This is a genomic window from Chryseobacterium sp. D764 (assembly GCF_019317325.1).
Classification (GTDB): domain Bacteria; phylum Bacteroidota; class Bacteroidia; order Flavobacteriales; family Weeksellaceae; genus Chryseobacterium.
Genome location: NZ_CP079219.1, coordinates 3,123,913 through 3,150,879, shown reverse-complemented (window position 1 = coordinate 3,150,879; position 26,967 = coordinate 3,123,913). Strand labels below are relative to the sequence as shown.

The following is a 26,967-nucleotide window of genomic DNA, read 5'->3' as shown; positions in this document are numbered from 1 at the left end:
ATATTATGATATTAAAAATTGACCATTGACGATTCACTATTCATTTTATATTTTTATTCCTGTTCTCATTTTGGCACTTCTTGCTCTTGAGTTTTCTTCGATTTCCTGATCATCAGGAATGATTGCTTTACTCTTTATCAATTCGAATGCCTTTTTATAATTTCCGTAAATATCTCTTGCCGGTTCTCCTTCAAACATTCCGTTTTTCAGGAATCTTTTTACCAAACGGTCTTCTAAAGAGTGGTAAGAAATAACGACCAGTCTTCCTTCCGGTTTCAACACATTATAAGCCTGAACCAGCATTTCTTTTAATACTTCAAGCTCCTGGTTAACTTCAATTCTTATTGCCTGGAAAAGCTGTGCATAAAATTTATTAACCTTATGAGGCGGAATGTAGCTGAAAAGCTTTTTCAAATCCTCAGTTGTATTTATGCTCTTTGTTTTTCTGTGGTGAACAATTTCTCGCGCCAGTTTTCTTGCTTCTCTTAATTCTCCATAATGATAGAAAAGATCTGCAAGCTCACTTTCTTCATATTCATTGATCACTCTTTTAGCATCAAGATTCTGCATTACGTTCATCCTCATGTCCAAAGGAGCATTGCTTCTTGTAGAGAAACCTCTGTCTGCTTCATCAAACTGGTGTGAAGAAACACCCAGGTCGGCCAAAACACCATCTACCTGAGGAACTCCATACATTAGTAATGAATTTTCCAGAAATCTGAAATTCTGATTAACTAATGTGAATCTAGGATCATCAATTGTATTTTTAAGTGCATCCAGATCCTGGTCAAAACTGAACAATCTCCCTTTATCAGAAAGTCTGCTCAAAATCTCCCTGGAGTGGCCTCCGCCTCCAAAGGTGCAGTCCACATATATTCCGTCAGGATTCGTCACCAAATCATCAACACTCTGCTTCAACAAAACGGGGTTATGATACATGCTTAATTGTGTTTTTTATTTAATATATAATCAATTAATAACCTACAGTTATTCTTCCTCGAAAGAGCCCATCACATCTTCGGCAAGGCTTGCAAAATCAGTTTCGTTGGTTGAGATTACCTTTTCGTAGGCTTCTTTATCCCAAATTTCGAAGAGCTCTCCCGCGCTGGTAATCACAATATCTTTCTGAAGATTTGCAAAATTCGTCAGGTCTTTAGAGATCTGTAACCTTCCTGCATTATCCAATTCTACTGTCTTTACTCCTGCCGTAAACATTCGTATGAAATCAGCATTCTTTTTTATGAATCTGTTCAGTTTATTAATTTTGCCCATCAGTTTGTCCCATGCATTCATAGGATAGACTTCCAGACAGGGTTGGAACACAGATCTTTTGACTACAAATGCCTTGTCTTCGAAGTTTTCCATCTGTTTAATTAAAGATGAAGGAACTTTTAGGCGGCCTTTGTCGTCAATTTTGCACTCATATGTTCCAATGAAATTTTTCATTTGGGACAAATTTATATAATAATTTCCAAAATTTCCCACTTTTTCCCACTTTTTGACTCAATGTTAATAAGTTTTATTAGAGATTGAATTTCAATAATGTAAAATACTGATATGAAGACAGTTGTAAAAAGTGTTATTTAGGCCATAGTAAAGCATGTTTGAAAAAAAAAGTTAAAAAGGAGAATATTATATTATTTTTATCTTAAATTAGGATAATCAAAATTTTTTTGAGGTTTAATTTGTATTTTTGCAGGGCTTTATTAAGGCGTTTTATGATATTTAGTACAAAAAAAGAAAAGAAATATTCCTATGTAGAAGCGGGAGAAGGACATCCATTAGTGCTGTTGCACGGGTTAATGGGTGGTTTGAGTAATTTCGATAAAATGGTAGATTTTTTTTCGGAAAGAGGCTTCAAAGTATATGTTCCTCAGTTGCCGATCTATGATCTGCCGGTACTCAATACGAATCTTACCACTATCGCAAAATATATTATCAAGTTTATAGAAAGTCATATTTCAGGCCCGGTTACCATTATGGGAAACTCAATGGGTGGGCATGTAGGGCTTATCTTGACGTTGGCAAGACCTGATTTGGTGAAAAATCTTGTGCTTACAGGAAGTTCCGGATTATATGAAAGAACTTTCGGGGACAGTTTTCCAAGAAAAAATGACCGATCTTATATCAAAAAGAAAACGGAAGAAGTTTTCTATGATCCAAAGATTGCGACAGAGGATCTTGTAGATGAAGTTTTTGCGGTGGTAAATGACAGAATGAAAGGAATAAAAACGGTAATGCTGGCAAGAAGTGCCATCAAACACAATATGCTGAACGACCTTCCTAAGATTTTGACACCTACGTGTCTGATCTGGGGAAAACAGGATAATGTGACTCCTCCGGAAGTGGCTGAGGACATGCACAAGTTTATTCCAAATTCAGATTTATTCTGGATAGAGCATTGCGGCCATGCAGCCATGATGGAAAAGCCGGATGAATTCAATGAAATCCTGTACAACTGGATAAAAGATAAAGTTTAATAAATACATCATAAAATGACCATTAAGAGCTTTTCTTAATGGTTTATTTTTCTAAAATACATTCAAAAATGATTATCAAGACAGCAGAATTTGTAAAGAGTAGTGGAAAATGGCAGGAATGCCCTGAACCAAATATTCCCGAATATGCTTTTATCGGAAGGTCGAACGTAGGAAAATCATCACTGATCAATGCCATGATGAATCATAAAGATTTGGCTAAAACTTCGGGGACTCCGGGAAAAACTCAGCTGATCAATCATTTTTTGGTGAATGAAAACTGGTACCTTACCGATTTACCAGGATATGGATATGCAAAAGTTTCAAAAGTTCAGCGAAAGGATTTTGAAAAACTGATCACCAACTATATTCTGAACAGGAGAAACCTGGTGAACCTTTTTGTTTTGGTAGATTCAAGACACTCTCCACAGAAAATTGATCTGGAATTTATCCAATGGTGCGGAGAAAGTGGAATCCCATTTTCAATTGTCTTTACAAAAGCAGATAAGCTAAAACCGAATGTGGTTATTAAAAACGTTGAGGATTATAAGACCGAACTTCATAAAACATGGGAAGATCTTCCTGAACTGTACATTACGTCAGCAGAAAAGAAAGAAGGCGGAGACAACATTCTTGATTTTATACAAAAGACCAATGATTTTTTAACGAATAATAATATAAGTTTCGATGAGTAATATTGTCTGGAAAATCAAAACGTTTGATGAGTTCACCGTTCCTGAATTGTATTCGGTATTGAAAGCACGTATAGATGTTTTTGTTATTGAACAGAACTGTCCTTATCCTGATCTGGATAATTATGACCAGAAAGCGGTTCATATCTGGGCTGAAGAAGATGGACAGGTGCTGGCATACTGCCGTGTTTTTGATAAAGGAATAAAGTATGATGAAACTTCCTTCGGCAGAGTTCTGACTACGGAGCAGGCAAGAGGAAAAAGTCTTGGGAAACAGCTGATACAATATGCTGTAGAAACCATAGAAAATCGTTTTCATACTTCTGAAATCAAAATATCCGCACAAGATTATCTTTTAAGATTCTACAGTGGATTTGGATTTATAGATACAGGGAAAAAGTATCTTGAAGATGATATTCCACATACGGAAATGATAAGAAAATAAAAAGGTATCTCATTTGAGATACCTTTTTTCGAACTGTATAAAATTATATTGGGTGTTATTAGTTTTTTTCATCATTTACTACTTCAAAAGTAGGATAATTAAGAAAAATAACCTTACGGAAAACCGTAATAGGTTAAATAATTCCCAAATCTTTACAAAAAGCTACAAGCTGTTCATTGCTTGTTATCTGAAGATCTTCTTTCATGCTGTTCAGTTTTTTCTCTATACTGCTTAAACTATAGGGCTTAATATCATTATTTTGAAGATAAACAGGGATGTTTTTCTGTAAAACACCCTGAGACAGGAGAGATACCAAAGTTATGTCATAGGTGGAAAACTCATAATTATTGAGCTTCTTTACTTCTTGTTTAAGATCGAGAGAAAGATAATTTTCATTCACATAAGTTGAGGCAATTGCTTTTTTCAGTTCTTTTGAGTCATTTCGGGCTTTACGAACAAAACCATTGATTCCGTATTCGTTGAAAAGGCTATCAATAATTCCGGACCTATGCTCTGCTGAAAAAACAATTATTTTCAAAGAAGGCTGTAGTTCTTTAACGGCTTTTATCAGCTCTTTTCCATTTTTAAGATTTTGTATGTTGTGGTCTTCTTCAAAAGAAAGATCTGTAATTAACAAATCATAAAGATCATTTTCACGAATGGATTTTTGAATTTTAGCTAATGCATCATCACAATAATAAACATAATCTGTGGTGGAAATAGTAAGGTCTTCTAATGTTTTCTGTACAGAAATACTGCTGCTTTCGTGATCTTCAGCTATTAAAATTTTTTTGAACATTCTTTTTCTTTTTTAAGAAGCAGGAAATGAAATATAAATTTTCAACCCTTTTTCGGTTTCAGTGTCAAAAATAATTTCTCCATTGATAGCTTCAATACGGGAATCCGTATTTGTCAAACCATTTTTGTAGGTAATTCCTTCTGAAATGCCGATGCCATTGTCTGTATACTGAATTTGTATCCTGTTATTTTTTCTTTCAAATTTAAAAGCAACATGGGTGGCGTGGCTGTGTTTTTTCATATTTACCAAAAGTTCACGCATAACCTGATAGATTTCTTCCCGCGTAAATTCTTTTAGCGTTTTCCATATATTTTCATCATTTCCGGCCAGGTACGTTTTTACATTTTCATTATTAAAAGATGCAATAAGAGTTGATACCTTTTTGCTGAATTCCTGCTTATTTTCAGAGGCTGTTTTCTCATAGGAAATATCTCTGGACTTTTCGTACACAAACTCAAGCTCGTCGAGTACTTTTTCTTTATCAAAATCTTCCTGATTTTCGATCTTTGTCATCACCTGATAGATACCATTGGCTACCACATCATGCACTTTTTTGGAAAGATGAAGCTGATTTTCTTTTATTCTTAATTCATTTTCCCGTTTCAGTCTTTTTTTTCTTCTCTTGTATAATATTGAGCCACCAATTAAACTTAAGGAGAGAATTCCTAAAATAACATTCTGTTTTAAAATTCTGTTTTGTTTCTGGACGGTAATCACTTTAAGCTGCTGGTTTTCTGCATTCTTTTTTTCTACATCAAACTCTATCAGTGCAAATCTGTTTTTTGCCTTATCTCGGGATAATTGAATGCTGTCATTTAGATATTGATATTCTGTGAAATAGTTTTGTAAACGAACTCCTTTATCATTTTTAACCATAAATTCAAGAGCCTCTAATCTATCATTAGGGTTTTTGATTACTTTTGCTAAACGATATTTTTCATTGATATGATGTAAAGCTTTGGTCTTATCAGAGTTTAAATAGTATTCAGCAAGATGAGAATGGCTGGATATAAGTCCGGATTTGTCATTGATTTTTTGTCTTAAGAAGAAAGCTGATAATAAACCTTCTTCTGCTTTATAATTATTGTTTTCAAGCCAACTGATATAATTGTAATTATCTAAAATTCTTGCATAATCTATATCATGTTGTAGCAGCTCTTTATCCTTAAGGATAGATTGATAGATACGGATTCCCTGTGAATAATTTTTCAGTTTTCCATAGGTGTCTGCAATATTATTTTTAATTCTGATTTTCTGATAATTATCTGAACTTGCATGCAATGCCTTATGATACCAGGTAAGAGCTTCTGCATAGTGCTTGAGATTTTTTTCAGATATCGCAAGGTTATTGTATATGGAAGGCAGATAGGCAGAATCTTCAGGCAGTTTTAGAAAGGTTAATGCATCAAGAGCTCTTTCATTACAGCTAAGATAATCTCCAATATCATTCAGTATAATTGCTTTGGTTGTTAAACAGGATGCTATATTAAGTGAGTCATTCTTTAGTTTATAGATACTCTCTGCTTTTGACAGAAGTGTAAATGCTCTTTCGTTATCATTATTATACAGAGCTGTTGCTTCATTATACATTTTGTCCGCTTCAGCTGAAGGGGTTTTCGCCGGAGAAGTTCTGTTTTCGGAAAAATTACAGCCAATGAATAAAAGAAAGACTCCTAGAAATTTTAACCCGGCATACATGATAATAGTTGATAGCAACTAAAGGTATTAAAAAAAGGACAATTTTCATTGCCCTTTTATTTAATTATTTTTTTGGTGGTAAAATCTGTCCTGTCTCGCCACTTGTATCTTCCAAAGCTGTTCCTACTGTTTCGGCAGAAAAGCCTGGTGCAGACTCGTAATTGTTGTTATCTGTTGTTGATGTACTGGCATTATTATTTGAAAATGCTAAACCTAATAGCATCAATATAATTTGGATCATTTCCTTTAAAATTTTCGAAGTTGAAACCGTATTTCTTCCTCTCACGAAGTATTTATCATGAGCTGTACACTGTTAAAATTTCGAAGCGCTTCTTAATTTTTCAGGGAAGTGAACCTTTAAAAACGGAGATGAAACGTCTGCTTCCCAATCCGGAGTTTAGCCTCTGTTTTTTCTGGTTTTTTTGAAATCAATTTTTATAAACGTTTTATTTGTTGTTGATTTCTAAGGCAAATTTGCAGTAAAACAGGAGAGATATGGTAGACAAAACATAGACATCAATAGACAGTAAGTAAGTGTGGAGTTATTACGGAAATCCGTAATGTGGTATGATTGAAAATCATCTACTTTGTAATGCCCGAAAACGTTGTTTATGTCCAAGAAAAAACTACTGATTAATGAAGTATTTGAGCAGGCAAGAAGAGAATCAGAAAAAACCACAAAAAGTGGCTTAGCTTCTTATCTGCATCTTTGTTTTATTGATAATCTGAAATTCTATGATATTTCGGAGAAAACATTTATACGATATTACGAAGACTTTGTTGAAGGCAATAGCAGCAGGAATATTGAGTCTGAGAGGCTTAATAAAATGAGTCAGTATGTTGGATATGAAGATTTTACGGATTTTTCCAGAACTTTTATCAGGAATGATGAAAAAAAAAATCTGACTACAGTAAAAATCAGTGTGGATCAGGATGAGGAGATTATATCAGAAAGGCTGTCCAAGATCAATATTAATATCATCAATGAACAGCACTTTAGAATGCCGGAATTTGTCAGACAGAATAGTTTTGGCCTTGTCGGTATGTTTATCCTTGGAGGATTTTTGATTGGTAATTACTATTGTTCAACGGGAAATAAGACTCCATATGAACCATTGAGTATTTTGAGTACGTATTCGATTGAAAAGAACTGCATGTATTGGAATAATAATGAATACAAGCTAACAGATTGTAAGGAAGGAAATCCTGTTCTGACTGTTGTTCCGAAAGATAATGTTCAGATTAAATACTTTAAACGTATTACAAGAAAAGATACACTTACAGTAGAAAATGCTCTTGGGAAAACATGGTATTCCAAGGTCAACGGAAAAGTTGAGTTTTTTACAATGGACGGGATTGATCCGGAGAATAAAAAAGAGCTAAAAAGATCAACCGAATATATTATTAAAAAATATTCCGGCAAAAACTCTGATATGATACCAATAGAATAAATTTCCTTCACAATAATTTAAAACTTAATTAAAAGAATTCCCCATTCATTCCTGTAATTTCGTCTTATTTTTAAGATGGATAAACAAATAGTCTTCGTTTTATTGTTTATAAGCACGTTTTTCTCGGCGCAGAAACCTGTACAGATTGCTTTTCTTTCTGACGTGCATTTTCAGGATTTATATGGAAGTTTTTCAGATCATGATTTTAAAGGAATTCTGAATCCTAAAACGGGAAAATATACAATCCTGAGAACGATGGATTCTCAACTGCATTCCACAAGAATCTTCAATGAGAACTATTTTGCCTTTCTCAAAGCGTTGGATGATATTGCTGCTAAAGGAATTAAAATCGTAGCGATGCCCGGAGATTTTTCTGATGATGGGCAGGCTTATAACCTTCGTGGGCTTCATAGAATTTTAGAACAGTATCACCAGAAATACGGGATTAATTTTTATCTGACCACAGGAAACCACGATCCTGTTGGGCCGTTTCGAAATGACGGAGGAAAAGATGATTTCCTCGGACAAAATGGAAACCCATTGGGGGTTTACAGTAAAGAAAGTATCGGAAAATCAACAGATAAGATCATCACAAAAGATATTGCAGAATCCGGATATTTTGAAATTTTAAATGAATTAAAAGATTTTGGTTTCTATCCTAAAAAAGAAGATCTGTTCTGGAGTACACCCTTTGATCATGATACTTTTAAAAATTATACTTACAAAAAAGGGTTAGAGGCTGCAGAGTATTCCAAAAGGCTATATGAAGTGGAGAATGGTTTTTCTGTTCCGGATTTAAGTTATGTTGTTGAACCAGTGAAAGATGTATGGGTGATTGCTATTGACGGAAATACCTATATTCCTAAAAATATCAATGAAAATTCCCACAGTCCGTCTAATTATAAAGGAGCAAGCATTGGTTATAATAATGTGCTGACCAACAAACAGCATTTGATAGAATGGATAAGAAGACTTACCGGTGAAGCAAAGAAAAACAACAAAACCCTGATTGCATTTACCCATTACCCAATGATTGATTTCAATGACGGTGCAACCAACGAAATTAAAAACCTGTTGGGAGAGAAAAAGTGGCAGTTGGAGCGTGCTCCTCAGGAAGAAGTGGCAAAGGTATTTGCTGAAGCAGGATTACAGATTCATTTTGCAGGGCATATGCATATTAATGATACAGGAATCAGAAAATTCGGTGAGAATATTTTGGTCAATGTTCAGGTTCCATCACTGGCCGCTTATCTGCCGGCGTATAAAATTCTGACGATACAGTCTCCTGACAAACTGGAAGTACAAACTGAGGTTCTAAATGAAGTTCCGCGTTTCAATGAATTGTTTCCTTTGTACGAAAAAGAATATAAATCTTTACAGCATGATATAACTAAAATACTTTGGAATAAAGACATTTTAAAAACAAAATCCTACCATGATTTTATGCTTTTCCATTTAAAAGAATTGGTCCGTTTGCGAATGATTCCTGATGACTGGCCAAAAGACTTTATAGAAAAAGCAGGGAAGCTGAATGGTGAAGATCTGTTGTTATTCACCCAAAATAATAATCAGCTCAAAGAAAAGAGAATCAGATCTGAAACTTTTACAAAATGGTCTTTTGATGATCTGTTGCTGGATCTGTATAAATTTCAATCAGCAGATGAGCTGGCGAAAAGAGATATTCCCAAAGAAAGGCTGAAGCAGTACCAAATATTGGAGAAACTCTATCAGGAGAATCAGTCACAGAATGTATTTGTAAGACAGTTAAAATCTATTTTTAAAATTCTTACACTGCTTTCTAACGGAGATCCGGCAGATCATTTTGAAATAGATTTGACAGAACAGGAAATAAGAAAACGGTAATTAATTTGCCGTCTATTACCGATTCCATGGATTTTCCGTTCAAAAGAAAAGGCCGTCAATCTGACGGCCTCCTCAATTATAAATCTAATAGCAAAACAGGATTAATTTCCCGTTATAGGATTTTTTCTTTCATAGGTATTGTTGTCAAAACCCACCTTATAGTTGGATTTGAATAATTTGCTGGGATAATAATAATCTGTAGTGATAATTTGTGCACCGCTTTCCTTTGCTTTTTCAAATCTTGAATAATCCTCACTTCGTGCTTCCATCGTATCCGCATCGGCTCTGGTACGGATGATATATCCTTTTTTAACCAGATCTTTGATTATCACATCGTCCTTCTTCGGTTCATTCATAAACAGAACAGCCGATTCTTGAGTTCCGGGAGTGGAGTTGGTGAAAATCATTCTTCCTTTCAATGAAGGATGATCCATTGCGTACAGATCCCTGTTTTCTCCATTGTTATCTAAGACAAAAAGAAACTTTCCCTTGGCATCTTTTACTTTTGGCCAGTTTTTATTTAAAACAGCTTCGTTCAGCGTTTTATAAGAACCTCTGATATCATCCGGTGTAATAATTTTCTCTTTTCCTAGGTACTTTTTCAGTTCATTATCCAGATCATTAAAAAGCTGATTGGTATAATGCTCAGGCTCTGTCCCGAATTGATTTGCTTTTCCATCTTTGGGTTCAAGCGTGATAAAAACCGGATCGTGATCAGGATGCCTGTCAGACCATTTTTTCAAATCCTTCAGACATTCTTCCAGCGTATAATACCAGGTCTGAAAATCAATATCCGTAATATGAATCATCTTGTAACCCGGTTTTTTCATTTTTCCTTCCGGATCAAAAGATTCGGTGGTCTTTACAAGATCCAGAATTTTCGGATGGGCATATTTTTCTCCTTTGCTGTCTGCATAGACATCAATCTCAAGATTTCTAAGCCCAAGATCCAGCTGCTGAGGAATAGGAATGTGTTCATATTGAATCTTCGGTAAAGAGTTCTGAGTATCTTTTTGGGATAAATAATGGTATACTTCAGGTAGAATGGCTTTTTTATAAGAATTGTGAGAGCCAATTATCTGAATTTCATTGATCTTAAGCTCATCGAGTTGCTGAGATTGTGACCAATAAAGGTTAAATGAAGATAAACAGATACCAAGAAAAACAGCCTTTTTCATTTCTATACATTTTATATGCGAAATTAAGGACTCTTTGTTGGTGATGATTTGTATATTATGTTAAGTAATTTTTAAAATTCTGTGAATGTTGAAAAAATAGGGGTGCATAAATGTTTGATATATAACAAGTTTATATTCTCTCAATTTGAGATATTTATATTTTGTTGACTTTAAGATAATATTATGTTAAAATAGATTTGTAGCAGATCCTTTTACTTTGTATGCCGAAATAAAAACTAACCGTTGCCTGAAAAGAAAACCACTGTTGCGGGAACAACAGCGGCTTTTTGATAAGCAATGTAACGTCTTGCAATTACTTTACTTATTGATATGTACCACAAAATTAATTTTTTTAAGTTTAAAAAGCTAATCCCGATTGCATTAATTTTTTTGGTGGCCCACCAAGCTGATGCTAAAGGATTTACTTCAAACTATCCTGTGTTTTCGCAGGTAAACGAAACCATTTCCGGAAATGTAACGGATCAGAATGGTTCTGCAATAGAAGGCGCAAAAGTGACTGTTGTAGAAACCGGAGATACTGTTTCTACCGACTCATCAGGAAACTTTTCAATTTCGGCCAGCATTGGGCAGACCTTATCCATTTCATATGACGGATATGGAGAACAGATGGTGAATATCTCCAGTACTTCAGTTTCCATAAAATTAGAATCCAAAAAGGGCTCAACCTCTATTGAAGAGGTAACTCTGGTTGGATATGGTTCTCAGAAAAAATCTGATTTAACAGGAGCTGTAAGCCAGCTGAAAGCAGAAAATTTCAAAGAAGGAATGAACATTTCCGTGGATAATCTGATGCAGGGAAAAATTGCAGGTGTCCGTATTGTTCAGTCGAGTGGTGAACCCGGAGCAGGAGTGAATGTTTCCATCAGAGGTATTGGTTCCATCCGAAGCGGAAGTACACCATTATTCGTTGTGGACGGTATTCCTTTGAATAATGATCCGGTAAGTGCACAAAGTCCGAATGTAGGACTTGGAAATACAACTGCAAAGAATCCGCTCAACTTTTTGAATACAAGTGATATCGAATCCATCACGGTTTTGAAAGATGCTTCTGCCGCTGCAATCTATGGAGCAAGAGGTTCAAACGGTGTTGTTTTGGTAACAACAAAAAGGGGAAAGAAAGGAGAACCAATGTTTACGTACGATACGTATTTAGGTTTTTCTTCAGTGATTAAGAAATTAGATCTGATGACTGCCGATGAATACAGAGCGGCAGGGATTGATAAATCGTATGATCATGGCGGAAATACAGATTGGCAGGATGAAATCTACAGAAATGCGGTCTCATCCAATCATTCCGTATCATTCTCAAAGGCTACAGAAACAGGGAATTATTTTGCATCCCTTTCTCACATGGATCAGGACGGTATAGTCCTGAACAGCAGCTTTAAAAGAACAACAGCCCGTTTGAATGCAGAAGAATCTTTCTTTGATAACAAGAGATTAAAGGTTAAACTGAATCTTACGGCCAGTGATATCAGAGAAACGGGAATTCCAAACGGTGGAAATGCAGGGTCTGATGGACAGCTCATTATTCATGCTTTAATGGCCAATCCTACGCGTTCTGTCTATGACCAAAATGGAAATTATACCAATTTCAATATGAACGCCCATTACAATCCACTTTATTTATTGAGCGTTTACGAAGATAAGACGAATACTTTCAGAGTGTTGGGGAATACAGAAGCAACGTTGAGAATTTTACCCGGATTGAATTATAAATTTAATTTAGGGGTGGACAGAAGCTTGTCAGAAAGAAACACAACAATGTTCCCGAATATTACAGACAGAAGTCCAAAAGGAATCTATTCACAGGCCAATCTGGATTCTTATAATATTCTTTTGGAGCATTATTTAACGTATGACCTTAGCTTAAACAGACATAATTTCAGCGTATTAGGAGGTTTTTCTTATCAGAAGTTTAAAGCTACTGCTACTTATCTTGGTGTAAGAAACTTTGTTAACCAGGGAGCGGGGATTTCGCCGGAAATTAATCCTGGATATTCCGGAGACGTATTTATTCCACAGCCGGGAACTTCTCAGGAAAATGAACTGCAGTCTTACTTCGGAAGAGTAAATTATAATTTTGATAAAAAATATTTCTTAACAGCTTCATTAAGAGCCGATGGTTCCACACGTTTTGGAGATAACAATAAATATGGATATTTCCCGTCAGTGGCTGCAGGCTGGACCATTTCAAAAGAAAATTTTCTGAAAGATGTTTCATTTATCAATGAGTTGAAGTTAAGAGGGAGCTGGGGAGAGACAGGAAATCAGGAAGTTCTCAATAAAATTACAAAAGCAAGTTATCTGTTATCACAAAGTGCAGGATACTATTTGTATGATAACTTAAATCTGATCAATGGAGTTCAGGTGGTAAGAACACCCAATCCCAATCTGAAATGGGAAATTGTAGCGCAAACCAATATTGGATTGGATTTCAGCTTGTTCAGAAACAAACTGTACGGTTCATTGGAATACTACAACAAAACCACCAAAAACCCGATATTATTTATTCCTTCCACTCCATTAAGCCCCACAGATTTTGTCTGGCTGAATGCCGACGGGAAAATCGTTAATAAAGGTTTTGAATTCTCTTTAGGTTCAGAAATTATTAAAAACGAAAACTTTACATGGAATCTTGATATCAATGGAGCTACTGTAAATAATGTGGTGAAAGATCTTCCGGTTTCCGGAATTAATTCCGGTGAAGTTTCCGGACCAGGGCTTTCAGGCGTTACCGCAAATATCTACAGAAACGGATATGAAGCAGGATCTTTCTATATGTACAATTATTTGGGGATTGATGCCAACGGAAAATATATCTATGAAGATCTGAACGGAGACGGAAAGATTGACCCGAATGACAGAAAGATTTTTGAAGGAGCGATTCCCAATTTTACTTTCGGGATCAATTCTTATATGAAATACAAGAAGTTTGATTTTGCATTCTCTTTCATTGGGCAAACGGGAGGGTATTTGGTGAATAATACGGCTTTGGACTTAAATATCAACAATTTAGCTTCAGACAGAAACGTGTTGAAGAAATATTATGACTCAGGAGCAAGCTTTGCCAATCAGCCGCAATTATCTTCTTTATACCTTGAAAAATCAGACTTTATTCGCTTAAGCAATGTAAGATTAGGATATACTTTTGACATGAATCAATTGAAATTTTTGAAAAGTATCAATCTGTATGTAAGTGCACAGAATCTATTTACAATTACTAATTATTCAGGATACGATCCACTTGTTGACACCAACAAGCAGGTGCAGGGAAATCAGTCTTTAGGAATTGATTATACGACCTACCCGTCTGCGAAAACTTTCATTTTGGGAGCTACTATTAAATTTTAATTTAAGTTAAAAGAAATCATGAAATCTAAATTTTTAAATCTAAATAAAATCGTTTTGTCCATTGCAGTAATGTCTTTAGTGGGATGTACCAATCTGGATGAAAAAGTAATTGATGAGGTAATGGGAACTGAAAATGCAGACCCTGAAGCATCTCTTGCTGCGGCTTACGGACAGCTTGGTGACGGGACTTTTGTAGACCATGGAAGTGTGTTTGCCTTACAGGAATATTCTACCGATGAAGCCATTTTGCCAACAAGAGGAAGTGACTGGGGAGATGGAGGAAAATGGAGAGCGATGCACGAATTTACCTGGGACGCGAATAATGATGTGGTAAAAACCACCTGGAATCAGCTGAACTCAGGAATTACAAAATCTCTGTTTGCTATAGGAAGTATCAACAAGAGTACGATCAATAATAAGACTTTATTTCTGGCTGAAGCAAAAGGGTTATTGGCATTTTACACGTATACAACAATCGATTTGTATGGACAGGCTCCGTACAGAGATCCGGATAATTTAAATGCTCCCATACAGATCAGAAAGGCTGAATCTACCATTGATGCATTAATCACTGAAGTGGAAGGTCTTATTCCAAATCTGGCAGATATTAAAACCCAGAATACACATGCAGGAAGGTTTACAAAACAGGCAGCGTATGCATTATTGGCTGATATGTATCTTAACAGAGCGGTTTTAAAGAACAAGACGGCAGGTAGTTTTAACTTTAAGGAGCAGGCTTTAAGCGGAGGAGGGAATGATATGGAGATGGTCATCAAGTATTCTGATATGCTGATTAATGGAGGTCTTTTTAGTTTAGAATCAAATTACTTCCACAATTTTGATATCAACAATGATACAAGTAAGGAAATGATCTTTACTATTGTTCAGAAAAAGAATTCCAACAGAAATGCAGACAATGATCTTGCATATATGTCTATGGAAAGAATCCAGAAGCCGTCGCCTGATAACAGGGGAACCAATGCAAATTGCGTTACTCCGGAATTTTATTATTCATGGAATGGAAATCATGATGACCCGCGTTTCCAGAGAACCTATCAGTATGAAGACGGAACATGGTTCAGAAATGACGGAACTGATGTAAGTGTGCCATCAACAAGTAAAGTGGAAGGAACAGGAAAACCATGGTTTCACTTCAACAGGGGATTACAGGTTGGGCAGCAATATGGACCTAAAATTCTTGCCAATGGTAACTTCGACTTAACGGCCGATGGAAGAATTAAAGTGTATAAGCTATTCACAGAAAAAAATACAACACTTGCCGCAGATTTTACTCCGGACCTGAATTTTGATAATCCTTCAGAGGCGGTATTTACACAGGCTCAGATCAACAGAGGAGTAAGAAATTTCAAGTTTGAATTTGATCCTGGTTATGGAAACAACGGAACAAGCGGAATGGATGTTCCATTATACAGATTAGGAACCATCTATATGATGAGAGCAGAGGCCTTTTTCAGAAACGGGAACGTATCGGGAGCGCTGGCTGATGTTAATAAATTAAGAACAATAAGAACGAATGATGCTTTGAAGAATAATGCCCCGGGAGTTGCACTTACTTCTTTGGATGCTGATGCTCTTTTTAAAGAATCAGGATATGAATTGTATTGGGAAATGTACAGAAGAAAGGCAATGATCAGGTTCGGAAAATTTGATTTGCCGGGAACTGCAAAAGCAGCTACTCAGCCCTACAGAAGAATTTTCCCGATTCCTCAGGCAACCCTTGATGCTTCAAAAGATTTCGCTCAAAACCCAGGATATTAGTTTTTTTCATATAAACAATTATTTTTGCGTAAACAGAAGCGAAGAGATTTCCTCCTCGCTTCTGTTATTTTGTATCGGTTTGTAGCCGTTCTATTGATATCAATAGGAGCGGACTTTAGTCCGTTTAACTCAATATACATTATCAATCTGGCTTTAGCCAAAATTTAAAAAGCAATTTTTTTACTCTGCGTTCAGCATTTCCAATTCTCCGTAATGCTTTTTGAACTTCTGGATTTTTGGACCTACTACAGCGCTGCAATAAGGCTGTGTTGGGTTTTCATTGTAATATCCCTGATGATATTGTTCTGCGGGCCAGAATTTTTCGAATTGAGTCAGTTCTGTCACATAAGTACCAGCCCATCTTCCTGATTCCTGAGATACTTTGATGGCTGCTTCAGCTTTAGCCTTCTCAGCAGCATCTTTATAATAAATCACAGAACGGTATTGAGTTCCTACATCATTCCCCTGTCTGTTGAGTTGAGTAGGATCATGAAGGAAGAAAAATACATCCATCAATTGTTCATAAGAAATAACAGCAGGATCATAAGTGATCTGTACAACTTCTGCATGTCCCGTTTCACCGGTACAAACTTCCTGATAAGTCGGGTTATCTTTATGTCCTCCTGAATATCCCGAAATAGCGGATTGTACTCCTTTCAGCATATTGAAACAGCTTTCCACACACCAGAAACATCCACCACCGAAAGTAATCTGCTCTAAATTATTGTTGTCCATTTTTGGTAATTATATTGTTTTATAATCCTTTCCTTATCCGGAAAAGACTGATCAAAAATAGGAAAAACTTTTCCATTTGAATATGATTTTAACCTCTTAAACTTAAATTGTCGTGATAGATGTGACAAATGATTTGTAAACCATTTTATGAATAAATATAGGATATAAATCAAACAGATCATCTTCGAAGTTATTTTAAAGATATTAATATTAGCAATGTCATGCTGAGCGGAGTCGAAGCATTTCAATTAAATTTAATCTTTAAGATGTTTTTTCGTCTTCTGTTTTTTAATTCCAAGACCAATAACACCAATGTTTTCACAAATAATCACAAAAAAAGCACCCTAAGAAGGATGCTCTATATTATTTAAAAAGGTTCAGTTATTTTTCCCAAACCAAAGCACTTGCTCCAAGAATGGCAGCATCTGCTTCGTCAAGTTCACTGAAAACAAGTTGTACTTTATTTCTGAAGATAGGAAGAAGGTTTCTTTCCATATGAAGTTTAGCTGGTTTCAAAATAAAATCTCCTGCTTTGATCACTCCGCCAAATAAAAGAATGGCTTGCGGGGAAGAGAACATCACAAAATTGGCTATTGCTTCACCCAATTTCTGACCTGTATATCTGAAAACTTCAATAGCAATTGGGTCTTCTTTGATAGCACATTCATATACTGTTTTAGAATTGATTTCATCTTCAGGATACTGGTTCAGCATAGATTCCGGAAACTCAGCTCTCATTTTCTTTGCTGTAATGGTAATACCGGTTGCAGAAGCATAAGCTTCCAGACTTCCTTCAGATCCTGTGCTCCAATGTTTTCTTCCGCCTGGCTTTACAATGGTGTGACCCAACTCTCCGGCAAATCCGTCGTGCCCATAGATTAAACTTCCGTTGGCGATAATTCCACTTCCTACTCCTGTTCCCAACGTAATCATGATGAAATCTTTCATTCCTCTGGCTGCTCCGAAAAGCATTTCCCCCAGGGCTGCAGCATTGGCATCATTGGTCACTGTACAAGGAAGGCCGAATTTTGCTTTCATAAGCTCAGCAAAAGGAATTACCCCTTTCCATGGAAGGTTTGGAGCTAATTCTATGGTTCCTTTATAGTAGTTTGCATTAGGAGCTCCTACTCCGATTCCGTCAAAGTGTGCTTCAGTACCATATTTTTCCATCATTGGACGAACACTTTCATATAACGCATCGATGAAATCCTCAACTTTGTCATAAGCATCGGTTCTCAGATTTCCTTTATCCAGAACTTCTCCACGGTGGTTTACGATTCCGAATTTAGTATTGGTTCCGCCGATGTCAACTCCAAGGGCAACTTGTTTTGATAAATCTATTAATGACATTTCTATTATTAAATTCTAGGGGCTAAAATTATAAAAAAGATTGTATTAATGGATTATTAACTGGATTTTATTTAGTATGTTAAGCTGTTTTTAACGGTTTTTTCTTTTTTCTACCCCACCAGATCATAAATCCGGTAACCGGAAGAGAAGCACAGATAAGACTTACAATAAAGGCAATAATCTTAGTAGGAAGGCCCAAAATAGCACCTACGTGGATGTCATAATTGGCACTCACCGCTTTTTCTCCAAAATTTTTGTCCTTCGGATCATGAGTGTGCAGCAATTCTCCAGAGTTTTCATCAAAGATTAAGCTGCTGCTTTTATGATAAGAATAAGAAAGATGTTTCACATAGACCTCAAAGTTGGGATGCTCATGATCATCCATATGTGGGTGGCCTAAATCTATAGCAAAACCATAGGAATCAGGATATTTTGTCTGTACTGTATTAATGATTTTATCCAATGTACCTTCTGTTCTCAGCTCAATAGGAGCCTTTGTCTTGATATGGGAAAAGTCCGGGTACTTTGTTTCTCCTCCTGAAAAGATGACATAGATCATCGCCTGAACGACAAAAAATGCATAGAAAAGACCTGTAATGGAGAAGATCAAAGCAAAAATAGATGCATAAAAACCCAGCACATTATGAAGGTCATAGTTCTTACGCTTCCAGCTTTTAATGTTTTTCCATTTGAAGGCAAAACGCTGTTTTCTTGCTGCTTTGTTCTTAGGCCACCATAGAATGATCCCGGAGATCAGCATAATGATAAAAATAATAACCGGAATACCTACCACATAAGTTCCCCAATCCTGTTTTAAAAGGTAGCTCCAGTGGATCATTTTTACGATATTGAAGAAACCGTTTTTTTCATCATAAACTCTTAGTACTTTCCCGGTGTATGGGTTTACATAAGCTTGTTTATAGATAGGAAATTCATCAAAATAATTCCAGGCATCCGTATTATGTTCATACCAGAAGAACATATAGGACATCTTTTTGTCAATAGGAACATTTACCCAGTGAATCGGATATTTTTCCTTGACCTGTTCTGCAACAGCTTTTTCCATTACTCTGATAGGAAGTACCTGTTTCTGTTCTATATTTTGCTCCTGATGATAGATAACATCTTTTCGGGTGATGTTTTCCACTTCGTCCTTAAAAACGTACAAGGCTCCGGTGATAGAGATAATAAAGATCAGAAAACCTATTCCCAATCCGAACCAAAGGTGTAGTTTGGCAGACCATTTCTTAAAGAATCCCGGTTTCTTTTTATGATGATGATTTTTCTTCATATAGCAGTAAAAAGTAAAGCAAAGATATGCTTTACTTTTTATTTAGTTTAATTAAAATTTGTATTCAATCATAAATGTTCCTCTCAATCCAAGAGCATTCGTAAAGTCACTGTCTCTTGCTGTCCACCATGAAATGGCAGGCTGATATACTTTATTGAAAAGGTTTTCAATTCCTAATGATACCCTCCAGTTGTTGTTAACTTCATAGCTTGATTTGAAATTGAAAACGGTATACTCAGGAACATATCCTTCTCCATAGGCATATAATCCTGTTTTTGCATTAGGCTCGAATCTGTTTTGCTGGAAAGAATGAAGCATATCTAAACCAACTGATAATGCCGGAACAGGTCTTGCCTGTACATAAGCCAGAACTTTAGGAGCAGAAATTCTGCTGTTATTGATTTTTGCGGAATAATCACCATCATCTTTTACAGAAGTAATGCCTTCCATCCAGCTGTAGCTTCCTCCAAACTGAATCCATTTTGTAGGGGTGAAGTGTAAAAATCCTTCCACTCCGTATACAATTTCGGGAGATCTCTGAATCATCAGCGCTCTGTCCGGGCTCTGTACAAATGATGCTCCTAGCTTGGATGTACTCACATAAGACGTCAGTTCATAATTCAGCCAGCTGGAAAGCTGTCCTGTCGCCCCCAATTCATAATTGTTAACAATAATTGGTTTCGTTTCCAGGCTATTAATCGTTTCAGAAGTTGAGGTTCTCAAAATTCTGCCTAACTCATTGATGGAGTAGGCTTGAGAAAAACTTCCAAAAAGGTTGATATAAGGTTCAATATTATAACGTACTCCGATATTTCCCACCAACGCATTATAGCTCAGTTTTCCGCCGGCTACAGGAATGCTTTTGGTGAAAGTTCCGTCACTTTTAAGGGTAGAAAGCGTGTTGAAATCATCTACATTCACTTTGATGTTTTCGTAACGAAGACCTCCTTTGATGGTAAATTTTTTGAAAAGATCAATTTTTACCAATACGAAAGGAGCGATATTGGTCATGCTCATATTAGGGGTCCAGAAACGTCCGTCTTCCAGTTTTTGTACGGTTTCATCATTCAGAATATCAGCTCCGTAGATGATTTCTCCCTGTGAATTCGGAGAATTCCATAGTTGGGTATCCAGGTTGATTCTTGCCCCTTTTTTATGGGAAATAACATTGGATTGCCCACCATTGAAGAATGTGTCACTATATCCGTAAACGGTTTTAAAATCCTGATAATAAAGATTAATATTTAAAGAAGTTCCTGCAAACAGGTTCTTATTATCATAGCTCACTCTGATGTTGTGGTTTTTCGGAGTTCCCTGAGGTGTGGTTTCCAACCCTTTTCCTATTCCTTCACCAATGGTAGGCGTGATGCCGTATTTTCCTGTTTTCAATCCTACAGTCAGGTCTGATTTTGAAGAATAGCCAATATAAGAAGCTTCAATTCTTTGATTCTCATTGATATCATATCCTATTTTCAGCAATCCATTGTAGTTGTCCATCTTGGCAATGCTGTAAGTAGGGCTGATCAAAATGCCATCTCCATCTTTTGTATATCCCGTTCTTTCGTAGGCTAATGAAAGGGTATAGTCAAATTTGTTGATTTTTCCGGATAAAAGCTGGCTGGCTCTTACTCCTAAAGTGCCACCGTAAGGCTGTCCTGTAAGACCGATCTGTGAAACCCCAGAAATTTTTTTATCTGTTTTGTTTCTTTTCGTAATATAATTGATGATCCCTCCATCTGCTCCGTTACCATAGATGGACGAAGCTCCTTTGATTATTTCAATTCTTTCGATTGCAGAAGGGTCTATAGTCCTTAAATCTCTTGCTCCGTTACGAAGTGGGGTAGACTGTGGAATCCCATCAATCAAAACCAAAACCTGACGCCCTCTTAACGTCTGCCCTGTGTTGGAAGTCTGCCCGGAATTTGTTCCTAAACTGGGAACTGTATACTGCAGGATGCTCGTAATATCTGAGTTAACAGTCAGCTGAGACTGAATCTGTTTTTCTCTTACAACTGTAATAGAGCTTGGAACCTCCTTTATATTTTCCTTTTTTCTGGAGGCGGTCATTACAACCTCGTCTACATTTTTAGTTTGTAGAGTATCTTTTACCTGAGCAAAAACGGTAGTAGTTCCTAAGCAGGCAGCTGATAAAAGCGCTTTTTTCATTATATTTTCTTTCCTTTTTTCTTTCTTTTTCCCCACCAAACCAGGAATCCGGTTACAGGGAGTGATGTACATGTGAGGCCGGCAATAAACCACATGATTTTTCCAATGATTCCGAAATAGGATCCGGTATGGATATCATAATTGGCGTTGGAATATTTCTCGGCAGTAATGAGCTTGTGATGAGGTTTGTTGGCCAGTAGTTTTCCGGAGTATTTGTCAAATGTCAGGATATTTCTTTCACTATATCTTCCATCCAGTCCGTAAACGGTTACCGGAAGGTTTTTCAGTTCTTTTCCTTTTTTATTCTTTCCGTTCAGAGTAATTCTGAAGCTGGATGATTTTGCATACAGTTTTTCTGTCTGTGCCGCAGCCAGATCAAAAACAGCTTCATTCTTAACCGTAAGGGAGTCCGGTGATTTTCTTTCTTTTTCTTTTGGAAGTTCCCATGAGCCGGATAATGCAAAAGTAAAAGTGTTTTTTACATAAGGATAAGCAAAATAAAGCCCTGTAACACTTAAAAGCAGGGCAATAAATGATGCATAAAAACCAAGGATATTATGAAGATCATAGTTTTTACGCTTCCAGTTTTTTACATTTTCCCAATTGAACCAAAAACGTCCTTTTCTGGCATTTTTATTTTTAGGCCACCATAAAATAATTCCTGTAATCAGCATGATAATAAAAAGAACAGTTGGGATTCCTACGGTGTATGGCCCCCATTCTGAATTGAGCAGAAGCCCCCAGTGGATATATTTCAGAATATTGAATACATCATATTTTTCATTGTACACCGCAAGAATTTCTCCGGTATACTGATTGACATAAGCCAGCTTATTGATGCGCACCTGCTGAAAATAGTTCCATCCTTTTTTGCTTTTGTCATAGTATTCAAACTGATAGGATTTTGTTTTGTCCAAAGGAATTTCTACAGCGCTTATCGGATACTTTTCATTAAGCTCCAGCGATACTTTTTCACGAAGAAGGTTAATTGGTAAAGGTTTTGATCCAATCTTGTCTTTTTTCAGATAAATCTCGTCTTTGCGCAGGGTATTCTGTATTTCATCCTTAAAAACATATAAAGTCCCTGAAAGAGAGACAATAAATACAATGATGCCAACGGATAAACCAAACCACAAATGCAGTTTGGCAGACCATTTTTTTGAAGGAGCTTTCTTTTTATGATGATGCTTTTTTCTCATAGCAAAAAGTTAACCCCGTGAGGGGCTAACCTTTGATTTTTTAAAATTTATATCCTATTGATAATCTCCAGTTACGTGGAGCATTGTAGATCCATGCATATTCACCTGCATCTCCTCTGTATCCGCTGTAAAGCTTTTTATTAAGGACATTATTTAACATTAAATTGACATCGAATTTCTTGGCAACATAAGAAACTCCAAAGTTGGTATCAAAATAATCCGGAAGGCTCTGATCTTTCGCAGCACTTACTCCATACCAGGATTGTCTTCCTCCCTGATACTGATACCCTGCTGAAATACCAAAGCCTTTCATAAGACCATTTTCAAACCTGTAGTTTACCCAAGTATTTTGTACATTTTTTGCATTTCCAGGAGACTGGATTCCTATTCTTGTAGGATCTGTGTCTTTGATAGTTTTTGCATCTGTATAAGCATAATTGATAATAATATTCAAACCTTTGATGATCTCTCCTTTGATATCTGTTTCAAAACCTCTTGCTCTTTGCTCGCCTGTAGCAACCTGAAATGCAACGCCATTGTTTTCATTTGCATTTCCTGATACAAGAATATTCTGTCTTCTGATCTCATAAACCGCAAAAGTAGAATTCCATTTTCCTCCGAACCAGTCTTTCTTTAATCCGAATTCAATATTCTGTCCTCTGAAAGGATCTGTAATCAATGTTTGATTGATTCCAGTTCCGGATTGTGGAACAAAAGTTTTGTCATAGATACCGTAAGCTGAGAAGTTTTCATTAATAGAATAACTTATTCCTACTCTTGGTGTAAATTCACCTGCTTTATCTGGTACTATAGGAGTGCCAGGGCTTAGATTAGGATATGCAGAATAGGTTTTTCCACTTGTATATCTTCCTGCTAATGTTAATCTTAACTTATTGTTAAACATTTCAATCTGATCCTGAGCGTAATAAGAAGTATATTTTACTCCCTGATCATTATAAAAAGGAGCAGATTTGTTTAATCTATAAAAATCAGAAGAAGGAAGTTCCGAAGGATCCACTCCATAATTCACATTATAAATGTCAATTGGAAAAGGTCCTCCTGTAAAAGATGAAAAGTCAGCAATGTATTTTCTGTCTCCATAATCAAACCCTGCAATTATTTTATGAACAATATTTCCTGTATTAAGCTTTCCTCTTACATACGTCTGGAAAATATGATTTTTTCCTTTTGCCTGCCAGTTGCTTAATGTTCTGTTTAAAACATTTTTATTGGCTGGATCAAAAGTTCCCCACCATGAACCTCCATCATAATTCAGGTCCATATAAGCATACTGTGTACTCCAAACCCAGTCTTTGAACAGTTTCTGGTCTAAGCTTAAGAATAAACTCTGATCTTTTACTTCAGTTTTTTTGAAGTTCGGATCATTAAAATTGGTATGTACATTCAATGAAGCATATCCGTCATTAGACATCAGGTAAGCTCCCGGCTGATTGAATTTTAAATACTGATAGTTGTATTGTGCTGTAAATGTAGTGGTCTTCGTAGGTCTGAAAGTAATCGATGGAGCAACAATGATTTTGCTTGTTTTATCATTTTCTACCCATGAATTGTTGGAGCTTCCCATCAGATTGATACGGTAATCTAAAACACCGTCTTTTACAAGTACTCCATCCAGATCAGCTTCTCCTCTGAAAAGGTTATAACTTCCCGTAGTGAAACGTACACTGTTGGCAAACTTTCCGGTAGGCTTTTTAGTTACAACATTATAAAACCCGGCAGGATCTCCCATAGAACCCATAAATCCGGCTGGACCTTTTACAAACTCTATTCTGTCTATGATAGAGGCATCAGGATTGATTGGGCCCCAGGTAGAAGAAACATTCATTCCGTTCATAAAAGTGGAAATACTGGCACCTCTCATGAAAACATTGGAGTATACATTATCCCAGTGCTCCACTTTTCTTGCCCCACTTACGTTACGGACAATTCCTTCAGACATGTTCAATGTAAGTTGATCAGCAAGAACCTGAGAACTTACAGACTGTACATTTTGAGGAAGCTCAAGAATAGGCGTCTGGATTCTTAATGAACCTGAAACCTCATTCAGTTTGTACTTCTGATAATATCTTCCGCTTACAACTACTTCTTCAATATCGTTGGATTTGATGGTGTCTTTTTTTTCCTGTGCAAAGCTTAACATAGATGTTAATAGTGCAGCTCCTATTGTTATTCTTTTCATTGTTTATAAGGAGAGTAATTTTACTCTAACAGTTTAAAATTTATAAGTGAAGCTTCCTAATACGTTAGCTAGTACCTGAGCATTGGCAGTTGTATACCCGCTCCAGTAATGTTCGTTGGTAAAGTTGTCTACCTTTACACCAATTCTGAATTTTTTAGTATCATAAAACGCGTTGGCATTCAGTACCAGATATTTTGGAAGGATGAATGTACCCATGGTTGTAGAGTTCACAATCTTGTTATCACTCGCATAGTTTCCTCCTACCCCGAATCCAAGACCTTTTAAATTTCCGTCTAAGAACTGATAACTTGCATTGAAATTAACCAACCATGGAGATGATGCTGTAGCGGGTCTTCTTCCGATAACCGTTTCATCAGCTTCTGTATATTTCATATCGTTGTAGCTTACTCCGGCGATTACGGAGAACCCTTTGATCAGATAAGCATTTGCTTCCAATTCTACTCCCTGGCTTCTCAATAATCCAGCCTGGTTTTGTACAGCCTGTCCTGTTCCCGTCATTTCACCAGTATTTAGGAGCGTATTTTTTACCTGAATATTATAGTAGCTTAAAGTTGTAGTAACTCTTCCTTTGATAAGATTTGTTTTGAAACCTCCTTCAAATTGATTGGCTCTTTCAGGAGTTGAAAGTGCTACATTTCCTGTCTTATCTGAAGTATAATATCCATTTACTGAAAAACTGTTCTGATAGTTTCCGAATACGGATAATTTCTCAGGGAGTATTTGATAAACGACACCAAATTTTGGTGACCATGCTCCCTGGCTGTATGAATCAGTAAGTTTCTGTCCGGTTTGTCCTCCTTTAAAATTTACACTTTCGTATCGTACTGAAGTAAGAATATTAAGACCGGTTACGGGAGTAATTACATTGGAAATATATCCACTATAGGTATCTTTCTTACCGCTGCTTATATAGGCGTTGTTTTTCTCAAAATCAGGCTGATTTCTCAGATTATCATACATTGCCCCCAATGTCTGTCCATTCATATTAGAATAGTCTGTACCTGTGAAAGGAACCCAGTCAAAATTGGTAAACATAAAGTATTGATTGTCATTCAATCTCATATAATCGAAACCTGCTACAGTTCTGTTTCTCACGCTTCCGATGTTGAAATCAAAATTAAAGTTCTGCTGAACCTGGAAATAAGTTCTTTTGCTGTCTTTAGTTGACTGGTCAGCTCTTACAATTCCCAATTCTGTATCTGTAGGAACTCCTGTTACCATTCCTTTCGGAGCAAAATAGAAGTATGGGTTAAATCCATCTGAGTAAGAATATGAAGTGCTTACATTGGTAGAGGATTTAATGTGCTCATTAATTTTATAGTTAACCTGTCCAAAGAAGTTTCTTGCTTTACCAACAGTTTTAAGCCCTTCTCCTGTGTAAGATTGCTTATAGTCATAACCAAGTTTTTCCAGTTTATCCATGCTGTCTGCACCAAGCTGCGCACTCGGAACATAAAAGAAGAAAGCTGTTTCAGGATATGAATTGGTTTCAAACATTTCCAGTTCCGCATTGATCTCTAAATTATCCGTAGGACGGTAAGTAATGGATGGGGTAAATGCATAGAAAGAATTCTTTGCATTGGTTCTCTGGAAGGTTCCCTGGTTTGTATAAGCTGTATTTAATCTGAATAATAATTTTTTATCTTTTGTAAGGGGAGCATTTACATCTGTCTGTACTCTGTAATAGTTATAGCTTCCTCCTGCCAGAGAAACGGCGCCTGCAAAAGTTTCAAATGGTTTTTTGGTAACTCTGTTGATAACACCTCCATAAGATGTCACGTTACTACCAAATAATGTGGCAGAAGGTCCTTTTAACACTTCAATTCTCTCCACATTGATAGCGTCCATAGAAGTTGTAATAGGAGCTACCATACCATTTCTGATAGAGTTTCCGGCCACAAAACCTCTTAAATTAAGATAAATACCTCCATCTCCGGCTCTGTTTGTTGCACTCCACATTTTCTGTGCACCTGCCACATTTCTGAAAGCATCATCTACGGTGAATAACAATTGATTTTCCAATACTCCTTTGTCAATAGAAGAATATACCTGTGGATCCTCTATTGCCTTCAAAGGCATCTTATTGGAGTATTCACTGTCTTTCTTGACGTATGTATTGATAATTACTTCATCAATGCTTTTAGTGGCTAATGAATCTTTTTTTTGGGCAGAAACCAGCATTGTTCCCAGAGCGGAAGCACAGATCAGTACATTTTTCATGAAAGTCAAATTTTTTGCAAATATATTA

Annotated in this window: 20 protein-coding genes; 7 read left to right on the top strand and 13 right to left on the bottom strand. The window is 36.3% G+C overall.

Annotation, left to right across the window (positions count from 1 at the left end; translation table 11 throughout):
* Window positions 1–45: 45 nt before the first annotated feature.
* Complete coding sequence (gene rsmH, locus KYG33_RS14220; RefSeq protein WP_077413156.1) at window positions 46–939, bottom strand: 16S rRNA (cytosine(1402)-N(4))-methyltransferase RsmH; 894 nt, start codon at window positions 937–939, stop codon at window positions 46–48.
* Window positions 940–987: 48 nt separating this feature from the next.
* Window positions 988–1,446 carry a division/cell wall cluster transcriptional repressor MraZ gene (mraZ, locus tag KYG33_RS14215; RefSeq protein WP_047379979.1) on the bottom strand — a complete coding sequence of 153 codons (459 nt, stop codon included), beginning with the start codon at window positions 1,444–1,446 and terminating at the stop codon, window positions 988–990.
* A gap of 272 nt (window positions 1,447–1,718) precedes the next feature.
* Between mraZ and KYG33_RS14210 the strand changes: the two genes are divergently transcribed.
* From KYG33_RS14210 to KYG33_RS14200, 3 genes are all read left to right on the top strand, one after another.
* The gene (locus KYG33_RS14210; RefSeq protein ID WP_077413155.1) at window positions 1,719–2,480 is read left to right on the top strand and encodes an alpha/beta fold hydrolase; all 762 of its coding nucleotides are present in this window, start codon (window positions 1,719–1,721) and stop codon (window positions 2,478–2,480) included.
* Window positions 2,481–2,548: 68 nt separating this feature from the next.
* Window positions 2,549–3,172, top strand: a complete 624-nt coding sequence (gene yihA / locus KYG33_RS14205) for a ribosome biogenesis GTP-binding protein YihA/YsxC (protein WP_077413656.1) — start codon at window positions 2,549–2,551, stop codon at window positions 3,170–3,172.
* Window positions 3,165–3,614 (top strand): GNAT family N-acetyltransferase, encoded by a 450-nt coding sequence (locus KYG33_RS14200; RefSeq protein ID WP_180564832.1) that lies wholly within the window; start codon window positions 3,165–3,167, stop codon window positions 3,612–3,614. Before yihA ends, KYG33_RS14200 begins: the two co-directional genes overlap by 8 nt.
* Before the next feature lie 133 nt (window positions 3,615–3,747).
* Here KYG33_RS14200 and KYG33_RS14195 read toward each other — a convergent pair whose 3' ends face one another.
* The 3 genes from KYG33_RS14195 to KYG33_RS14185 are packed head-to-tail and all read right to left on the bottom strand — an operon-like array spanning window position 3,748 to window position 6,352.
* Window positions 3,748–4,413, bottom strand: coding sequence for a response regulator (locus KYG33_RS14195; protein ID WP_077413153.1), 666 nt, complete (start codon window positions 4,411–4,413; stop codon window positions 3,748–3,750).
* 12 nt (window positions 4,414–4,425) lie between these two features.
* Window positions 4,426–6,129: an ATP-binding protein gene (locus tag KYG33_RS14190; protein WP_175627162.1), complete on the bottom strand. Its 1,704-nt coding sequence runs from the start codon at window positions 6,127–6,129 to the stop codon at window positions 4,426–4,428.
* Window positions 6,130–6,175: 46 nt separating this feature from the next.
* A complete protein-coding gene (locus KYG33_RS14185) occupies window positions 6,176–6,352 on the bottom strand; it encodes a hypothetical protein (RefSeq protein WP_175627161.1) in 177 nt (58 codons plus the stop codon).
* 370 nt (window positions 6,353–6,722) lie between these two features.
* On the opposite strand from KYG33_RS14185, the gene KYG33_RS14180 reads away from it, so the two are divergent.
* Together KYG33_RS14180 and KYG33_RS14175 are read left to right on the top strand one after the other, a co-directional pair.
* Window positions 6,723–7,562, top strand: a complete 840-nt coding sequence (locus tag KYG33_RS14180) for a hypothetical protein (RefSeq protein WP_077413150.1) — start codon at window positions 6,723–6,725, stop codon at window positions 7,560–7,562.
* Window positions 7,563–7,637: 75 nt separating this feature from the next.
* Entirely contained in the window at window positions 7,638–9,425 is a 1,788-nt protein-coding gene (locus KYG33_RS14175) for a metallophosphoesterase family protein (protein WP_219071949.1), read from the top strand.
* Window positions 9,426–9,526: 101 nt separating this feature from the next.
* Here the strand turns inward: KYG33_RS14175 and KYG33_RS14170 are convergent, their stop codons facing one another.
* Window positions 9,527–10,603 carry a phosphatidylinositol-specific phospholipase C1-like protein gene (locus KYG33_RS14170; protein ID WP_219071948.1) on the bottom strand — a complete coding sequence of 359 codons (1,077 nt, stop codon included), beginning with the start codon at window positions 10,601–10,603 and terminating at the stop codon, window positions 9,527–9,529.
* A 330-nt stretch (window positions 10,604–10,933) separates the two neighbouring features.
* Between KYG33_RS14170 and KYG33_RS14165 the strand changes: the two genes are divergently transcribed.
* Together KYG33_RS14165 and KYG33_RS14160 are read left to right on the top strand one after the other, a co-directional pair.
* Window positions 10,934–13,978: a SusC/RagA family TonB-linked outer membrane protein gene (locus KYG33_RS14165; protein ID WP_219071947.1), complete on the top strand. Its 3,045-nt coding sequence runs from the start codon at window positions 10,934–10,936 to the stop codon at window positions 13,976–13,978.
* 18 nt (window positions 13,979–13,996) lie between these two features.
* Complete coding sequence (locus KYG33_RS14160; RefSeq protein ID WP_077413146.1) at window positions 13,997–15,757, top strand: RagB/SusD family nutrient uptake outer membrane protein; 1,761 nt, start codon at window positions 13,997–13,999, stop codon at window positions 15,755–15,757.
* Window positions 15,758–15,937: 180 nt separating this feature from the next.
* On the opposite strand, the gene msrA is transcribed toward KYG33_RS14160, so the two are convergent.
* From msrA to KYG33_RS14125, 7 genes are all read right to left on the bottom strand, one after another.
* Window positions 15,938–16,492, bottom strand: coding sequence for a peptide-methionine (S)-S-oxide reductase MsrA (gene msrA / locus KYG33_RS14155; protein WP_219071946.1), 555 nt, complete (start codon window positions 16,490–16,492; stop codon window positions 15,938–15,940).
* A 381-nt stretch (window positions 16,493–16,873) separates the two neighbouring features.
* The gene (locus tag KYG33_RS14150; RefSeq protein ID WP_180564828.1) at window positions 16,874–17,842 is read right to left on the bottom strand and encodes an ROK family protein; all 969 of its coding nucleotides are present in this window, start codon (window positions 17,840–17,842) and stop codon (window positions 16,874–16,876) included.
* Window positions 17,843–17,921: 79 nt separating this feature from the next.
* The gene (locus tag KYG33_RS14145; RefSeq protein WP_219071945.1) at window positions 17,922–19,133 is read right to left on the bottom strand and encodes a PepSY-associated TM helix domain-containing protein; all 1,212 of its coding nucleotides are present in this window, start codon (window positions 19,131–19,133) and stop codon (window positions 17,922–17,924) included.
* A 51-nt stretch (window positions 19,134–19,184) separates the two neighbouring features.
* The gene (locus KYG33_RS14140) at window positions 19,185–21,299 is read right to left on the bottom strand and encodes a TonB-dependent receptor (protein ID WP_219071944.1); all 2,115 of its coding nucleotides are present in this window, start codon (window positions 21,297–21,299) and stop codon (window positions 19,185–19,187) included.
* Window positions 21,299–22,498: a PepSY-associated TM helix domain-containing protein gene (locus tag KYG33_RS14135; protein ID WP_180564826.1), complete on the bottom strand. Its 1,200-nt coding sequence runs from the start codon at window positions 22,496–22,498 to the stop codon at window positions 21,299–21,301. Before KYG33_RS14135 ends, KYG33_RS14140 begins: the two co-directional genes overlap by 1 nt.
* A gap of 40 nt (window positions 22,499–22,538) precedes the next feature.
* Window positions 22,539–24,698 carry a TonB-dependent siderophore receptor gene (locus KYG33_RS14130; RefSeq protein WP_077413141.1) on the bottom strand — a complete coding sequence of 720 codons (2,160 nt, stop codon included), beginning with the start codon at window positions 24,696–24,698 and terminating at the stop codon, window positions 22,539–22,541.
* A gap of 33 nt (window positions 24,699–24,731) precedes the next feature.
* Window positions 24,732–26,939: a TonB-dependent siderophore receptor gene (locus KYG33_RS14125; RefSeq protein WP_219071943.1), complete on the bottom strand. Its 2,208-nt coding sequence runs from the start codon at window positions 26,937–26,939 to the stop codon at window positions 24,732–24,734.
* Window positions 26,940–26,967: the final 28 nt, after the last annotated feature.

Excerpts from the sequence above, each read along its gene's own strand:
- KYG33_RS14210 (WP_077413155.1), top strand. The coding sequence starts at position 1,719 with ATGATATTTAGTACAAAAAAAGAAAAGAAATATTCCTATGTAGAAGCG.
- KYG33_RS14125 (WP_219071943.1), bottom strand. The coding sequence starts at position 26,939 with ATGAAAAATGTACTGATCTGTGCTTCCGCTCTGGGAACAATGCTGGTT.
- KYG33_RS14130 (WP_077413141.1), bottom strand. The coding sequence starts at position 24,698 with ATGAAAAGAATAACAATAGGAGCTGCACTATTAACATCTATGTTAAGC.
- KYG33_RS14165 (WP_219071947.1), top strand. The coding sequence starts at position 10,934 with ATGTACCACAAAATTAATTTTTTTAAGTTTAAAAAGCTAATCCCGATT.
- msrA (WP_219071946.1), bottom strand. The coding sequence starts at position 16,492 with ATGGACAACAATAATTTAGAGCAGATTACTTTCGGTGGTGGATGTTTC.
- KYG33_RS14185 (WP_175627161.1), bottom strand. The coding sequence starts at position 6,352 with ATGATCCAAATTATATTGATGCTATTAGGTTTAGCATTTTCAAATAAT.
- KYG33_RS14140 (WP_219071944.1), bottom strand. The coding sequence starts at position 21,299 with ATGAAAAAAGCGCTTTTATCAGCTGCCTGCTTAGGAACTACTACCGTT.
- KYG33_RS14135 (WP_180564826.1), bottom strand. The coding sequence starts at position 22,498 with ATGAGAAAAAAGCATCATCATAAAAAGAAAGCTCCTTCAAAAAAATGG.
- KYG33_RS14170 (WP_219071948.1), bottom strand. The coding sequence starts at position 10,603 with ATGAAAAAGGCTGTTTTTCTTGGTATCTGTTTATCTTCATTTAACCTT.
- KYG33_RS14180 (WP_077413150.1), top strand. The coding sequence starts at position 6,723 with ATGTCCAAGAAAAAACTACTGATTAATGAAGTATTTGAGCAGGCAAGA.
- KYG33_RS14160 (WP_077413146.1), top strand. The coding sequence starts at position 13,997 with ATGAAATCTAAATTTTTAAATCTAAATAAAATCGTTTTGTCCATTGCA.
- KYG33_RS14200 (WP_180564832.1), top strand. The coding sequence starts at position 3,165 with ATGAGTAATATTGTCTGGAAAATCAAAACGTTTGATGAGTTCACCGTT.
- yihA (WP_077413656.1), top strand. The coding sequence starts at position 2,549 with ATGATTATCAAGACAGCAGAATTTGTAAAGAGTAGTGGAAAATGGCAG.
- KYG33_RS14145 (WP_219071945.1), bottom strand. The coding sequence starts at position 19,133 with ATGAAGAAAAATCATCATCATAAAAAGAAACCGGGATTCTTTAAGAAA.
- KYG33_RS14195 (WP_077413153.1), bottom strand. The coding sequence starts at position 4,413 with ATGTTCAAAAAAATTTTAATAGCTGAAGATCACGAAAGCAGCAGTATT.
- rsmH (WP_077413156.1), bottom strand. The coding sequence starts at position 939 with ATGTATCATAACCCCGTTTTGTTGAAGCAGAGTGTTGATGATTTGGTG.
- KYG33_RS14175 (WP_219071949.1), top strand. The coding sequence starts at position 7,638 with ATGGATAAACAAATAGTCTTCGTTTTATTGTTTATAAGCACGTTTTTC.
- KYG33_RS14150 (WP_180564828.1), bottom strand. The coding sequence starts at position 17,842 with ATGTCATTAATAGATTTATCAAAACAAGTTGCCCTTGGAGTTGACATC.
- mraZ (WP_047379979.1), bottom strand. The coding sequence starts at position 1,446 with ATGAAAAATTTCATTGGAACATATGAGTGCAAAATTGACGACAAAGGC.